The sequence below is a fragment of the Aeromonas sp. HMWF015 genome (assembly GCF_963878965.1).
Lineage (GTDB): Bacteria > Pseudomonadota > Gammaproteobacteria > Enterobacterales > Aeromonadaceae > Aeromonas > Aeromonas veronii.
In genome coordinates this window covers 7,050-20,321 of sequence record NZ_CAWNZT010000338.1, presented here as the reverse complement: position 1 = coordinate 20,321, position 13,272 = coordinate 7,050, and the positions used below count along the sequence as shown (strand labels likewise).

General features: G+C 61.1%; 17 protein-coding genes. 9 read left to right on the top strand and 8 right to left on the bottom strand.

Annotation, left to right across the window (positions count from 1 at the left end; all coding sequences use genetic code 11):
- The 7 genes from cydB to AACS18_RS16665 form a co-directional block, all read left to right on the top strand.
- Positions 1–843: cytochrome d ubiquinol oxidase subunit II (gene cydB, locus AACS18_RS16695; protein WP_108612769.1), on the top strand; the 843-nt coding region annotated here is incomplete at its 5' end.
- Between the two features lie 16 nt (positions 844–859).
- Positions 860–970 carry a cytochrome bd-I oxidase subunit CydX gene (cydX, locus tag AACS18_RS16690; RefSeq protein WP_005337572.1) on the top strand — a complete coding sequence of 37 codons (111 nt, stop codon included), beginning with the start codon at positions 860–862 and terminating at the stop codon, positions 968–970.
- Between the two features lie 120 nt (positions 971–1,090).
- Complete coding sequence (locus tag AACS18_RS16685) at positions 1,091–2,050, top strand: MBL fold metallo-hydrolase (protein WP_108612768.1); 960 nt, start codon at positions 1,091–1,093, stop codon at positions 2,048–2,050.
- A complete protein-coding gene (locus tag AACS18_RS16680) occupies positions 2,043–2,372 on the top strand; it encodes a hypothetical protein (protein ID WP_103251008.1) in 330 nt (109 codons plus the stop codon). The genes AACS18_RS16685 and AACS18_RS16680 overlap by 8 nt, the downstream gene beginning before the upstream one ends.
- Positions 2,360–3,217, top strand: coding sequence for a DUF692 domain-containing protein (locus tag AACS18_RS16675; RefSeq protein ID WP_108612767.1), 858 nt, complete (start codon positions 2,360–2,362; stop codon positions 3,215–3,217). Before AACS18_RS16680 ends, AACS18_RS16675 begins: the two co-directional genes overlap by 13 nt.
- A complete protein-coding gene (locus AACS18_RS16670) occupies positions 3,210–4,004 on the top strand; it encodes an HvfC/BufC family peptide modification chaperone (RefSeq protein ID WP_108612766.1) in 795 nt (264 codons plus the stop codon). Before AACS18_RS16675 ends, AACS18_RS16670 begins: the two co-directional genes overlap by 8 nt.
- The gene (locus tag AACS18_RS16665) at positions 4,001–4,609 is read left to right on the top strand and encodes an HvfX family Cu-binding RiPP maturation protein (RefSeq protein ID WP_005337566.1); all 609 of its coding nucleotides are present in this window, start codon (positions 4,001–4,003) and stop codon (positions 4,607–4,609) included. Before AACS18_RS16670 ends, AACS18_RS16665 begins: the two co-directional genes overlap by 4 nt.
- Before the next feature lie 113 nt (positions 4,610–4,722).
- Here the strand turns inward: AACS18_RS16665 and AACS18_RS16660 are convergent, their stop codons facing one another.
- Together AACS18_RS16660 and AACS18_RS16655 are read right to left on the bottom strand one after the other, a co-directional pair.
- Complete coding sequence (locus AACS18_RS16660; RefSeq protein ID WP_108612765.1) at positions 4,723–5,394, bottom strand: NAD(P)H-dependent oxidoreductase; 672 nt, start codon at positions 5,392–5,394, stop codon at positions 4,723–4,725.
- A gap of 143 nt (positions 5,395–5,537) precedes the next feature.
- Positions 5,538–6,716: an MFS transporter gene (locus AACS18_RS16655; RefSeq protein WP_108612764.1), complete on the bottom strand. Its 1,179-nt coding sequence runs from the start codon at positions 6,714–6,716 to the stop codon at positions 5,538–5,540.
- 352 nt (positions 6,717–7,068) lie between these two features.
- Between AACS18_RS16655 and AACS18_RS16650 the strand changes: the two genes are divergently transcribed.
- Positions 7,069–8,079 carry an HAD family hydrolase gene (locus tag AACS18_RS16650; RefSeq protein WP_258228750.1) on the top strand — a complete coding sequence of 337 codons (1,011 nt, stop codon included), beginning with the start codon at positions 7,069–7,071 and terminating at the stop codon, positions 8,077–8,079.
- A 152-nt stretch (positions 8,080–8,231) separates the two neighbouring features.
- Here the strand turns inward: AACS18_RS16650 and dkgB are convergent, their stop codons facing one another.
- The 4 genes from dkgB to AACS18_RS16630 form a co-directional block, all read right to left on the bottom strand.
- Positions 8,232–9,035 (bottom strand): 2,5-didehydrogluconate reductase DkgB, encoded by an 804-nt coding sequence (gene dkgB / locus AACS18_RS16645; protein ID WP_108612762.1) that lies wholly within the window; start codon positions 9,033–9,035, stop codon positions 8,232–8,234.
- A 65-nt stretch (positions 9,036–9,100) separates the two neighbouring features.
- Positions 9,101–9,397, bottom strand: a complete 297-nt coding sequence (locus tag AACS18_RS16640; protein WP_108612761.1) for a putative quinol monooxygenase — start codon at positions 9,395–9,397, stop codon at positions 9,101–9,103.
- A gap of 121 nt (positions 9,398–9,518) precedes the next feature.
- Entirely contained in the window at positions 9,519–9,881 is a 363-nt protein-coding gene (locus tag AACS18_RS16635) for a VOC family protein (RefSeq protein ID WP_108612760.1), read from the bottom strand.
- A gap of 386 nt (positions 9,882–10,267) precedes the next feature.
- Positions 10,268–10,636, bottom strand: coding sequence for a DUF6404 family protein (locus AACS18_RS16630; RefSeq protein ID WP_108612759.1), 369 nt, complete (start codon positions 10,634–10,636; stop codon positions 10,268–10,270).
- Positions 10,637–10,831: 195 nt separating this feature from the next.
- Here AACS18_RS16630 and AACS18_RS16625 point away from each other — a divergent pair, with 195 nt between their 5' ends.
- Positions 10,832–11,734 (top strand): LysR substrate-binding domain-containing protein, encoded by a 903-nt coding sequence (locus AACS18_RS16625; protein WP_108612758.1) that lies wholly within the window; start codon positions 10,832–10,834, stop codon positions 11,732–11,734.
- Between the two features lie 170 nt (positions 11,735–11,904).
- Here AACS18_RS16625 and AACS18_RS16620 read toward each other — a convergent pair whose 3' ends face one another.
- Both AACS18_RS16620 and AACS18_RS23590 read right to left on the bottom strand, forming a co-directional pair.
- Positions 11,905–12,138 carry a hypothetical protein gene (locus AACS18_RS16620; protein ID WP_019446771.1) on the bottom strand — a complete coding sequence of 78 codons (234 nt, stop codon included), beginning with the start codon at positions 12,136–12,138 and terminating at the stop codon, positions 11,905–11,907.
- Positions 12,139–12,331: 193 nt separating this feature from the next.
- A partial coding sequence (locus AACS18_RS23590) for a methyl-accepting chemotaxis protein (protein WP_258228749.1) occupies positions 12,332–13,272 on the bottom strand: 941 nt, incomplete at its 5' end.

Here is a 13,272-nt window from a genome sequence, read left to right as displayed (position 1 = left end):
CCGGTCGGTTTTGACTATCGCAGCAAGCTGGCCGATCCGCTGTGGCGCCGCTGGTGGGATCGGGCGCTGGTGGCCGGTGGCTTGATACCGGCGCTCATCCTCGGTGCGGCTATCGGTCTGGTGATGGAAGGGCTGCCGTTTCGCTTCGACACGGCGTTGCGTCTGCACTACGGCGCCTTCGACTTCCACTGGGGCTGGTTGCTCTCGGTGCTGGCCACTGCCATCAGCTTGTTGCTGCTGCACGGCGCCGGTTTTCTGCAAGCCAAGGTGACTGGCACTCCTGCACTGCGCGCACGGGGGATCGCCATCCTGCTGGCCCCGCTGGTGAGCCTCTGCTACCTGCTGGCTGGTTGGCATCTGGTGGATCTGCAAGGGTTTCAGCTGACCGGTGTGGGCACACAACCCTTTGACCCGAATGCTGCCATCAGCCCGCTGATGAAGGGGGTGATCCCCCACGCCGGAGGTTGGCTGCGCAACTATTTTGACTATCCGCTGCTGTGGCTGGTGCCGATCATCGGGGCGCTGGCGCCGCTGGTGAGCGGGATTGCCTCCTGGCTGGAGCGGGGCCGGATTGCGCTGCTGGCCAGCGCCATCGCCTGCGCCGCCATGCTCTGCTCGGTAGCCATCGCCCTGTTCCCCTTTGTGCTGCCTTCATCCCTCGATGCGGTCAGCAGCCTGACCCTGTGGGACAGCACCTCCAGCTACAAGACCCTGGCCATCATGTTCGGCCTCGTACTGGTGCTGATGCCGATCAACCTGGGCTACACCGGCTGGGTCTATCGGGTGGTGCGCGGCAAGCTCGACCGTGCCCGCATCAAGCGCGACAGCCATCAACTCTACTGACCTCAAGGGATCTGCTATGTGGTACTTCACCTGGATTTTGGGCCTCGGATTCGCCCTGCTGCTGGGCCTGTGCAACCTGCTCTGGCTGGAAGCGCGCTGGCAGGCGGACGAACGGGACGGTAACTGACGGCGGGGGCTCGCGCCCCGCCACGGCCGGTGTCTGGCGTTCACACGTCGCCATCGGCCCCTCTCCCCCCCTCTTTAAACGACACACTTTCAACCGACAACCAACCGACAGGTAATTGTGATGAAACAGAGATTGAAAGCGGTGGCGCTGGCCATCGGGTGCGCGCTCACCGTCGCCCCGGCCTGTGCCGAACCGGTACAACTGACGCCACTGGATAAAGCCTTCACCCTGCAGGTGCTCGGCAGTGGTGGCCCCATCTCCGACGATCTGCGTGCCTCCTCCAGCGAGGTGATCTGGTGGAAGGGGAAATCCCGCATCCTGATCGATGCCGGTGGCGGCGTCTACCTGCGCTTCGGCCAGGCGGGGGCCAAGCTCGAAGAGGTCGATTTTATCGGCATCACCCACTTCCACACCGACCATGTGACCGACCTGCCCGCCCTGCTCAAGGGGGCCTACTTCTTCGAGCGCAGCGATCCGCTGGATCTGGCGGGGCCCGAGGCCGGTTCGGCCTTCCCCAGCATGAGCGGCTACTTTGACGCCCTCTTCAACAAGGAGAAGGGGGCCTATGCCTACCTGAGCGGTTTCAAGGATGGCACCGATGGCCTCTTCCCCATCACCTTGCACGATGTGCCCTACCAGAGCCCGCAGCCTCACACCGTCTATCAGCAGGATGGGCTGACCATCACGGCGCTCGGCATCCCTCACGGTGACGTACCCTGTCTGGCCTATCGCATCGAGAGCGCCGAGGGAACCATCGTTATCTCGGCGGATCAGAACGGCAGCAACCCGGCCTTTGTGCCGTTTGCCAAGGGGGCCGACATTCTGGTGATGCCGCTCGCCATCCACGAAGGGGCCGACCCGGTCTCCGCCTCGCTCCATGCCAAGCCATCTGTAGTGGCCAAAATTGCCGCCGAGGTGAACCCCAAGCTGCTGGTGCTCAACCACTGGATGGGGGTTGGCCTCAATCACAAGAAAGAGGCGATGGCCATCGTCAAACAGCAGTTCCACGGCCAGATCGTGGCCGCCCGCGATCTCTCCAGCTACCCCGTTTCATCCGTCAAGGAGTCCGCTCATGAGTAACTCAAGCAGCAACAAAACCACCGGCAAACTGACCCTCTCCATCGCCATGACCAGCCTGATTGCCCTGACCCCGGGGCTGGCGCTGGCGGCCACCCCGAGCGATGCGCCGGTGAAAGCCGCCCCCAGCGAACAGCACGGCGGCAAGTGTGCGGCGGGCAAGTGCGGCACCGAGAAGCGCTTCGAGAAGCAAGCCCTAGACAGTGATCCTCAGGGGCGGCTGGTGCGCGCCCGCGATGGCAAGTGTGGCGTGGCGGGCGAGGGGATTGATGGCGACAGATCCAGCAAGGGCAGCAAGATGACGGAGGGGGTATGCGGCCAATAAGCTCCCGCAGTCGGGGGATCGGGCTGCGCCAGGAGCATCTGGATGCGCTCTGCTCCGGCCCCGTCCGCCCCGGCATCGACTTTCTCGAGCTGGCGCCGGAGAACTGGATGGCCATCGGCGGCGCCAAGCGGGCGCAGCTGCATCAGCTTGCCGAGCGTTACCCGCTGGTGGCCCACGGCCTCAGCCTCTCCCTCGGCGATTGCCAGCCCCTCAATCGCACCCTGCTCAGCCAGATCCGCACCTTTCTGGACGAGTTCGGCATAGAGATCTATAGCGAGCACCTGAGCTTTTCCCGCGACCAGCAGGGTTATCTCTACGAGCTCTTACCGGTGCCACGGCAGTGGGAGAATATCCCCTATCTGGCCGAGCGGATCGCGCAGGTGCAGGATGCGCTGGCCCGCCCGCTGGTGCTGGAAAATATCTCCTACTACCACGGCTATGACCACGAGATGCCGGAGGAGGATTTTCTCGCCGAGCTGGTGGCGCGCAGCGGTTGCGAGCTGTTGCTCGATATCAACAACGTTTTTGTGAACAGCCGCAACCACGATTACTGCCCCAAGCGGATGATCGCCGGGCTGCCGGGCAGTGCGATCCGTTACTTCCATATCGCCGGTCATCTGGAAGAGGCAGACGGCACTTTATTGGATACCCATGGCAAACCGGTGTGCGAGGAGGTGGTGGCGCTGGCCCGTTATACGGTGCAGACCCACGGTTTGCGCCCCCTGTTGCTGGAGCGGGATCACCATTTGCCACCGCTGGCAGAGCTGGAGGCCGAGCTGGCGCGTGTGCACGGCGCCTGTTGCGAGGCGATCGACAGTCAGGTGCGGGAGGTGCGCTATGGATAGACGGTTATCTCTGATCCGCGCGCCCAAAACGGCCCCGCAGCGGATGCAGCAGCAGACCGCCTGGCTGGCGAGCCGGGTGCGGCTGCCGCAGGATGGCATTGCCAGCCACTATGCCCGCAGCGTGCGCGCCAATGTGGAGTCGGTGCTGGAGAGCGCTTTTCCGCTCACCCACGCTCACTGGGCACCGGTGGACAGGTGGCAACTGGTGGAGGGCTTTGTTATCCAGCACGGCGCCGAGGCCCCCGAGTTTCACCATATCGCCACCGAGTTTGTCCGCTATGTGCAGCATCGCCACGGCGAGGGCACCCTCAACTGGCCCAGGCAGCGGCTGGCGCTGCTGGAGTACGAGTGGGCCTGCCTCTGTGTCGAGATTGATGAAGGGGTAGTGCCGCAAGTTATATCGGGGGGGGAGGTGACGGCGGAGAGTCCGCTTTTGCTCAATCCCACCCTGCAACTGCTTGAGCTCCCCTTTGCCATTCGTCGCAGCGGTGTGCTGCCGACCCGGCAGGGCAGCCACTTCTATGGCCTGTTTCGCAGCCCGGATCATCAGGTGGTGACCCAGCGGTTGCGCGAATGGGATGTGGCGCTGATCCAGCTGCTGCAACGGCAGCCGGGGATCACCCAAGCCGCGTTCCAGCAACAGGTGCAACAGGTTCGCCGTGATTTTGATCTGAGTGAGTGGGCGCGCCATTTTCACCGGCTGGGTCTGCTTACCCTGCCCGTTGGCGAGCGCCAGCCCGGCACCCCCTTGCCCCCATTTAGCAAACACCAAGGAGAATTCCCATGAACAACACTCTGATCCAGTGGTACGAGCGGGCGGTAGCCCAGTGCAAGCGGCTCGATTTTCTGGCCCTGCTGGCCATTCGTCTCTATCTCATTCCGGTCATCTATGTGGGGGCCCACTCCAAGGTGATGGGCTTTGCCGGCACCGTCGCTTGGTTTGGTGCCCCGGTCTCGGAAGGGGGGCTCAACCTGCCGTTCCCGACCCTGCTCGCCTTTCTGGCGGCGGGCACCGAGGTGCTGGGCTGCATCTGCATTGCCCTTGGCCTCTTTACCCGCATCATGGCCATTCCCACCATCTTCCTGATGAGCGTGGCGAGCGCCATGGTGCACTGGAAGCACGGCTGGGACGCCATCGCCACTGGCAGCATGGAGGCCACTGTGCGCCTCAATGGCTTTATCGAGTGGCTGGCCGCCAATTTCCCCGGTCGCTACAACTACATCACGGAGCTCGGGGATCCCGTGATGCTCAACAACGGGATGGAGTTTGCCGCTACCTACTTCGTGATGCTGCTGGTGCTGCTGGTTTACGGCGGGGGCCGCTACGTCAGCCTCGACTACTGGCTCAAGCGGGCGGTGACAGGCAAAGCTGGCGTGCAACAGGCGGCATAAGACCCGCTAACGGATAACAAAAACCATAACGACAGAGCGTGAAAAACAGCGAGCGGCCGGGTGCCGCTCGCTGTTTTTGTGCTGTGTGGGGGGAGTGTCAGCTGCGTCAGCTGTTACTGGTAGCGGCCGACAGCGATGGGGAACTCCTGCTCAATCTGGCCAAGGCGCTCGGCCCACTGGGCGAGCCAGGCTTCCCGCTCTTCTTGTGAGACCCGCACCGGGGCATAGCAGATATGGGGGCGCAGCACGTCGAAGCCGACAAATTGAAGGATCCCGCGCTGGATGGGGCGCAGCACCCCGTCGATATCGCCGTTGAAGCCATCGGGCAGATAGGTCTCGGCAGGGCCGCCGGTGGTGAGGCTCAGCAACGCCCGCTTGCCGCGAAACTTGCCGCTCTCGTAGATATGGCCCTGACCGTAGACCCGCCCCATGGCAAAGACCCGATCCACCCACCCCTTGAGAATGGCGGGCAGGCCAAACCACCAGAGCGGAAACTGGAAGATCAGCAGATCGGCCGCCTCCAGCTTTTGCATCTCCTGCTCCAGCTGCGGGGCAAAGCTGCCCTGCTCGGTGGCAGCCAGCTCTTCGAGTTGCAGCTTGAGAAAATCGGGATCGCTGGCGTCAGTGAAGTTGCGTCGATCCGAGACGGGATCAAAGCCCATGGCATAGAGATCGCTGGTCATCACTGTGTGGCCCGCCTGCTCCAGCGCCCTGATGGCGTGGCAGAAGAGGGCACCGTTGAAGCTTTTGGGTTCGGGATGGGCATAGACGATAAGCACCTTCATAACAGACTCCGTGGCAAATGATGCGAGGGTGACAGGCTTGGTTACTGAAACAGTTGCTGGGCTGAGGCTGTGTCACAGCATAGAAGCCTGCCGCGCCGATTGCAGCAGGCGCCACGCCCTTGCGTGACGCCTGCTGGCGCAGCTTATGCCTGACAGGCAGCGAGCCGGAGGGCTTCGCGGCGCTCGCTGACATGGGTCAGTCCGTAGGCCAGCAGCACGATAAGGGCGCCGATCCAGGGTGTGTGCATCAGGCCGAGGTGCTCAACCACCAAACCACCGACTACGGAACCGAGCGCAATGCCGACGTTGAAGGCGGCAATATTGAGGCCCGATGCCACATCCACCGCCTTGGGGGTGTGCAGTTCGGCCTGCTTCACAACCAGTACCTGCAGACCCGGCACGTTGCCGAAGGCAAAGGCGCCCCACACCAGCACGGTGAGCACGGCCAGCACCGGATGGGGGGCGGTGAAGGTGAGGGCCAGCAGCACCAGCGCCAGACCGGCAAACAGCAACTTCAGCGCCGGCAGGGGGCCCATCTTGTCGGCCAGCTTGCCACCCCAGATATTGCCGACGGCGACCGATACCCCGTAAACCAGCAGGATCAGGCTCACCGCACCGGCGCTAAAGCCGCTCACCTGCTGCAGGATGGGGGCGAGGAAGGTGAAAGCGGTGAAGGCGCCGCCATAACCGAGGGCGGTCTTGGCGTAGACCAGCAGCAGCGGCTTTTTGGTCAGTACCGAGAGTTGTTCGCGGATGGTCGAGGCAGCCCCCTTGGGCAGGTTATTCGGGATCAGTAGCAGGCTACCCACCATGGCGACGAGGCCGAGCAGGCTCACCACCAGAAAGGTTTCACGCCAGCCAAAGACCTGACCAATCCAGGTGCCGAGCGGTACGCCGGTTACCAGCGCCACGGTGAGGCCGCTGAACATGATGGCGATGGCGCTTGCCGCCTTCTCTTTGGCCACAAGACCCGTGGCGATGGTGCTGCCCACCGAGAAGAAGACCCCGTGCGCCAATCCGGTCAGGATGCGGGCCACAATCAGGCTCTCGTAACCGGGGGCCTGCCAGGCCAGCAGGTTGCCGGCGGTAAAGAGCGCCATCAGCCCTACCAGCAGCCACTTGCGCGGCACCTTGCCGGTGAGCGCCGTGAGCACAGGGGCGCCGATGGCTACCCCAAGGGCGTAGAGGCTGACCAACAGGCCCGCCGAGGGAAGCGAGATATTGAGCTGCTCGGCGATGGTAGGGATAAGCCCCACGATCACAAATTCGGTGGTGCCGATCGCAAAGGCACTTAAGGTAAGGGCAAATAACGCCAGTGGCATAACAACTCCTTGGTTAGGGACTCCCGACGGGAGAATGGCGCCAGTATGCCGATGGGTTTTGTTGGCAAAAATGACGGTGACAGCAAATTACTTTTGCCAAATCAGCAGCAATAACGCTGAGTGGGATGATGTTTGGGTTGCCCGCTACGCGAGCGTAACGCAGTGATCTACCTCGCAGAACGGGATAAGCGCAGCTCTTTTTCTGAGCTTGCTTAAGCTCCAGTACAAGCTGGCCGCCATAGGATTTTCCCTGTGAAACCCGAGTGTGTTGAACCCATGCGCGCCGGTGTTGTGATGGCCGTGCGCTTTCATCTACAGGCAATAGACAGGCAATATCCAGCTGACAGGTAACATGATGACATTGAACCGACTCTCCTCTCTTTTGCTGCTGTGCGGCGCCTTTGCGGTACAGGCCGGCCAGAGCGATCCCCTATCTGCCTGGAATGACACGGCGGCCAAGCAGGCGATCACCCGCTGGGTAACCAATGCCACCGATCAGCAGCAGGCGACTTATATTCCGCCAGAGAAGCGCCATGTGGTGTTTGACAATGACGGCACCCTCTGGCCGGAAGCGCCCATGACCTATCAGCTGCAGTTTGCGATGGACGAGATCAAGCGCCTGGCGCCGGAACACCCGGAGTGGAAGGCCGACCCCATCGTCGCGGCAGTGCTGAACAACGACCTCAAGGCCGTGGCCAAATCGGGAGAGAAGGGGCTCGCCAAGCTGGTCGCCCTGACCCACAGCGGCATGACTACCACCGAGTTTGCCGAGCGGGTCACTCGCTGGGTCAACAGCAGCAAGGATCCCCGTTTTGGCTGCCACTACGATCAGCTCGGGTATCTGCCGATGAAGCAGCTGCTGGGGTATCTGCGGGATAATGGCTTCCAGACCTGGATTGTCTCCGGCGGCGGCGTCGATTTTATGCGGGTGATGTCCGAGCAGATGTATGGCATCCCGCCCCAGCAGGTGATTGGCTCTTTTACCCTCGGCGAGTTTGCCCTGACCGGGGAGGGCAGCGAGATCCGCAAGACCATGAACGGCGCCTATTTCGATGACAGCAAGGCGAAACCGGCCGCCATTCACCTCTTTATGGGGCAGCGTCCGGTCGGCGCCTTTGGCAACAGCGATGGCGACGTGCCCATGCTGCAATACACTTCGACCAACCCGGATTACCACACTTTCGGCCTGCTGGTGCACCACACCGATGCCAAGCGCGAATACGCCTACGACAGCCATCCTCCTGCCAGCGGCAAGCTGATCGACGGGCTGGCGCAGGCAAAAGCGCGGGGCTGGGTGGTGGTCGATATGAAATCAGACTGGAAGCAAGTGTTCGATCCCGCCCTTTGCCAGAACGCGCCCTGATTGCGGGGCTGCATCTGGCATCAATATGGCGGCTGGACGTTCAGCAAAGCGTGAGGCAAGAAAAGAGACAGGGAGAGCATGATGCTCTCCCTGTTTTATCTGGCTTGCTGGCGAGCCAGCCTTTCTTTTGTGTTAGTCTCACGCCTTTCGCGTCAGTCCCACGCAGGGGCAAAGTCGGGATTGGCGCAGCGCTCGCCCCGATCCAGCGTGGCGATGGCGGCCATCTCCTCGCTGCTCAAGGTGATATCGAGAGCGGCCAGATTGGCGGCCTGATTCTCCCGCTTGGTGGAGCTCGGGATCACTGCCATGTCCTGCGCCAGCAGCCAGGCCAGCGACACCTGCGCCGCCGATACCCCGTGGCGTTTGCCAATTTCCATCAAGAGCGGCTCGGCGAGCACCTTGCCATAGGCGAGCGGCATATAGGCGGTGACGGCGATACCCTGGGCCTTGCAGAACTCGACCACCTTGCGGTTTTGCAGCAAGGGATGAACTTCGATCTGCTGGTGGGCGATGGCCACCGGCCCCAAAATCTCGATAGCTTGTTTGAGCTGGGCCACGGTGAAGTTGGAGACCCCGATCTCCCGGGTCAGGCCCCGGGCCTTGGCCTCGGCCAACTGCTCCAGATAGACGGCCATCGGCACCTCATCCTTGGGGGAGGGCCAGTGGATCAGCGCCAGATCCAGATAGTCAGTGCCCAGTTTTTCCAGGCTTACCTCCAGGCTCGGGATCAGCTTGCCCGGGCCAAACTCGCTGGTCCACACCTTGGTGGTCAGGTAGATCTCGTGGCGGGCAACAGTGCTGCGGGTCAGCACGTCGCCGACCTCGGCTTCGTTGTCATAGATCTGGGCGGTATCGATATGGCGATAGCCCAGCTCCAGACCGTTGGTCAGGGTGGCAAGCAGCGGCTCGCCCTTCAGGCGAAAGGTGCCCAGACCCATGGGTGGCATATTGATCATCTCGTTCCTCAATGGGGTGGTGGTTGGCCCTTGATGGGCTGAACAGAAACAGGCTCTAGGGCCAGTCAGGCGCCCAGTGGCTGATAGCGGCGAATGGTGCTGCTGGCAAACCAGGGCTCGGCCTTGGCGACAAACTCGGTAAAGTGGGGTTGGCCCTGATGGGCGGTGAGGGCGGCGTTACTCTCCCACACCTCGTAGAGCATCCAGCTGTTTGGATTGTCCAAGTCCTGATGCAGCTGATAGCGCAGGCAACCCGCCTCTTGCAAGGTGGCCGCAATCAGCGGCTCAAGGGCGGCGCGAAACTGGGCGGCGAATGCGGGTTTGGCTTCAAGCTGGGCAATCACAATCACGGGTGATGACATCTGAACCTCCTTGGCAAAAACGAAGGATCAGTATGCCTGCCGTGACTTGCTGGAAACAGGGTTAATGGCGCAGCAGTGAATTGAGAGAGGCACAGCAATCGGGGGCCGTGGCCCCCTACTATCAAACGTTGGCGGGTTCCGACCAGACTGCAAACTCATTGCCGCTGGGCTCAACGAAGTGGAAACGGCGGCCACCGGGGAAGTCGAATAGTGGGCGACTGATGGTGCCACCGTGTTGGCTCACCTTGGCTTGAGTCGCTTCAATATCGGCGCTGTAGAACACCAGCAGGGCGCCGCCCTGAGCTGTCTGGCTGCACTGATCCGCCCGATAGAATCCGCCATCCAGCCCCTCATCGGCAAAGGCGCTGTAGTCGGGGCCGTAATCAACAAACTGCCAGCCAAATACAGCCTGAAAGAATGCCTTGGTTGCGATGAGATCCTTGGCCGCAAACTCCACATAGTTCAGTTTTTCATGAGCTTTCATAAAGTTATGCTCCCTGCTGATGTATTTGGCATGATGGCAGAGATAGCTGCGCCAGCCTACTGACACCTCTTACGTTTTTTCTGGTCTGCTTCTCAAGAGAGCACTGCCACGATATGCGGCTTGAGCAACAAGGCTGCGGATGTGCTGAAGGGAATAAAAAAAAGCGGAACTGGATCCTTGCTGCGTTGGAAGGTTCGCCAACTGCAGTTGTGGTGGCGAATTATACGGTAGCCGAGCAGTAGACTATGGATGAAAACAGTCAGAGTAAAAATGACGATAGATTCCAGCAATTGAAGACTCCATTCAGGTAAAAGGTGGGTTGTACAGGTATGGATTCGTCATGTCTAGACCCGTATGGGGATTCATTTTCGCTCAGCTTGTTCTTGTTACCGTTGGTGTGGTTTTTGTTCCAGTTGCTCCCACGGGGTCAGTTTAAGCTGCTTGCGCCGTAGCCAGAGCCAAGATGCCATGGTCAGGCCGCAGAATCCCGCAAACAGGGCTGTTTGGCGCAGGGCAAACAGCGGATCTATCCCCATGGGGTGCCAACTGAAAAACCACATCGCCATGCCCCAGACAAGACCAACGCTGATACCGAATACCAGAACGTTGGTTAGCCAGCCCTCATAGTGAGGCGGTTTGACGGGATAACCGAACCTGCGCAGCAGCCTGCACAGCGGGGGATTGTAGTTGGCATGCCATACCCCTTTGTTAGCCAGCTCCTGATGGGCGGCGGCCAGCCGCTCTTCAAATGTCATGGTATTGATCCTTGTGAAATAAAAGGTGCCATACGGTGCTTTTCTGGCTGCATTGTACTGACAAATCGCGGGTATGATGTGGGCTCGCGGTCACGTTCTTTCTCTGTAGAAAAAAAGAACTGGCCTCACCGCACGCTTGCCAATCCACAGCGGCTGCGCCTATAAAGGCCCATTACTCTTGTCCGGATAACAGCAATGAAGACCCATTCTGATGAACTGACCCTGTTTGTGGCGGTGGTGGAGGCGGGCAGTTTTCGCCAGGCGGCGGAGAACCTCGGCATGGACAACTCGGTGGTGAGTCGCGGCATCAAGCGGCTGGAGGAGAAGCTCTCCACCGTGCTGCTCAATCGCACCACCCGCCGGGTCAGCCTGACCGAGGAGGGGCGCTGGTTCTATCAGCGGGCGGTGAAGATCCTGACCGAGATGAGCGAGGCGGAGGGGCATCTGCTGATGTGCCGGGAACAACCCGAAGGGGTGTTGAGAGTCGATGCCGCTACCCCCTTTATTCTGCACCGGCTGGTGCCGATCATCGGCGAGTTTCGCCGCCGCTACCCCGCCATCGAGCTGCAGCTGCACAGCTCGGAGGGCTTTATCAATCTGATGGAGCGGCGGGTGGACATGGCCATCCGCATCGGCGAGCTGACCGACTCCTCCCTGCGTGCGCTGCCGCTGGGCCGTTCGCGGTTGCGGCTGCTGGCCTCCCCCACTTATTTGAGCGAGCGCGGCACCCCACGCCAACCGGTGGATCTGTTGAGCGGTCACGAGCTGCTCGGTTTTTTGCATCCCGATCACCTCAACCACTGGCCGCTGCTCAGTGCCGAGCAGGGGGATCGCTTTGCCATCACCCCGAGTCTGCGTGCCAGCAGCGGCGAAACTTTGCGTCAGCTGGCGCTGGCGGGGCAGGGGATCGTCTGTCTGTCGGATTTCATGACCGGGCCGGATCGGGAGAGCGGCGCGTTGGTGGAGGTGCTGGCGCGCAGCAACAGCGGTGCCTCGCGCCCCATCAATGCCGTCTTCTACTCCGATGCCCAGCGGGATATCCGACTGCGGGTCTGGCTCGACTTTCTTAAAGAGCAGCTTGGCAGCCATACCCTGTAGTGCAGGTTGGTTTGTACGGTTTGTTTGAACGGTTCGTCGCTGCGGTTTGCTTGGCGAAGAACAAGCCGCGCCTTCGTTGCGGCCAATCAGCATTAGCCTGGTGCAGATAAACAGACGGCCGACTTGAGGGTCGGCCGCCGGTTCGGGAAGGTATGTGAGGTGAAGCGCAGTTAGCGGGGCAGTTTGCCCCATACCCGGCTGAGCAGGGCGCCGCCGATCACCGGCGGAATGGCCAGCAGCAGGGTCCACTGCCATGAGAGGCCGCCGACAGTGGCGGCCAGTACGATGCAGGTGAGCACCACCAGTTGGGCCACCATCATCAGGAAGGTGCCTTCGCGGGGGGTCAGTGTCTCTTTTTGAGTGGCGACGTGGGCTACGGGCGCTTGATTGGTGGTCGGTTTCATGGCGATATCCTTCTGTTGAGTCTGATATCACTAAGCAATGGCCGTTCCACATTTTTTCATGTTAATTATCAATTGTTTGCGAGTTTCGTCGTCATTCCCGTTTCGAGAGGGCAGGCAAAATGATTTGCAAAATGAAAACGCCACCCTGCGGTGGCGTCTTGGTTATTGAGAGGGAGAGAGGGAAGCGCCGGACCTAGCCAATCCGGTATTGGCGGATCTGCTCGTCGATGGCTTTGGCCAGTTCGAACAGTTCGCGGCTGGCGGCATTGCTCTCCTGCGCGTGTTCCCGCTGGTGTTCGGCCACCATGGCCAGCTCGTCAAGCGCCGTTCTGGCTTGCCCCATCTGTTGATTCTGCGCCTGCGCCAGCGCGCTGATCTCGTTGATCTCGAGGGCGGTCTGGTTGATCTGGCTGGTGGCATCAACCAGCACCTCTCTGGCCTGATTCATCCGGTTGTATCCCTCTTCGCTCAGGTTGCGGGAGTCTGCCATCGAGCTGCTGGCCTGCCGGGTTCCCTCCTGCAGGCGCAAGATAAGATCCTGCACATCCTTGGTGGCAGTCTGGGTACGCACAGCCAGTTGGCGTACCTCGTCGGCCACCACCGCAAAGCCCCGTCCCATATCCCCCGCCCGGGCCGCTTCGATGGCCGCATTGAGGGCGAGCAGGTTGGTTTGATTCGAGACATCGCGGATGAGGTTCATGATCTGGGTGATGTTGTTGCTGTCTTTCACCACTTCATCGAGCAGGGCTGAGGAGCTGCCGATGCTGCTGCGCAAGGTGTCGAGTTGCGCGGCGCTCTGGGTCACATCCTGCTCGATGCTGAGCATATGGTTGGCGATGCGTTGGGTTACGTCGTTGACCCCTTCAGAGCGGCTGGCGATCTGCTCGGCGTTGTCACCGATGGTGGTGACCACAGTGGTCAGCTCCTGAATGCTCTGGGCCTGCTGGCACGCTTCTCCTGCCAGTGCCTGGGCCTGTTGCATGGATTGGGACGACTGCGCGGAAAGGGCGCTGCCTGACTGCTGGAAGCGGGAGAAGCTCTGGTTCAGGCTCTGGATCAGCTGATTGAAACTCTGGGCCATCATGCCCAGCTCCGACTCGTCAGAGAAGTCGAGGCGGGTCGCCAGATCCCGAT